The 684-nt window shown below is 66.5% G+C and carries 1 protein-coding gene; it reads right to left on the bottom strand.

Annotated elements, in window-relative coordinates; genetic code table 11:
• The coding region (locus AC5Y7D_RS30900; protein WP_499929991.1) for a beta-ketoacyl reductase at positions 1 to 684 on the bottom strand (684 nt) is incomplete at both ends.

Genomic DNA, 684 nt, shown 5'->3' with positions numbered 1-684 from the left:
CAACGCGGTGTCGAACAAGTCCAGGGCTTCGTGGGATGGCATCGGCACTAACCCACCCCGACTCAGCCGGGCCACATCCTGGGCCCCTAGGTGCCCGGTCATGGTGCTGGCCTGCTCCCAGAGCCCCCAGGCCAACGACGTCGCCGCCAGACCCCCTTGCCGACGATAGGCGGCCAACCCATCCAGAAAAGCGTTGGCCGCCGCATAATTGGCTTGCCCCCCAGTCCCCATGACACCGGCCATCGAGGAGAACAACACAAACGCCGACAAATCCCGGTCCCGGGTCAACTCATGCAGATTCCACGCCGCATCGACCTTGGCCCGCAACACCGCATCGACCCGCTGCGGTGTCAGCGATGCGATCACCGCGTCATCGAGCACCCCGGCCGCGTGCACCACCGCCGACAACGGGAACCGCGCCGGTATCGCCGCCAACACCCGGGCCAACGCATCACGATCAGCAACATCACAAGCCGCCACCTGCACCCGGCAACCCAACTCAGCCAACTCCGCAGTCACCTGCTCGACACCCTCAGCGGCCATCCCACGCCGGCTGACCAACACCAGATGCCGCACCCCATACTCGGCCACCAGATGCCGAGCCAACGTCACACCCAAACCGCCGGTGCCCCCGGTGATCAACACCGTGCCCGCCGCATCGAACACCGGCACCCTCGGCACCAC

Source organism: Mycobacterium sp. NGS49 (genome assembly GCF_059812565.1).
This window is presented reverse-complemented; position numbering and strand designations above follow the sequence as displayed.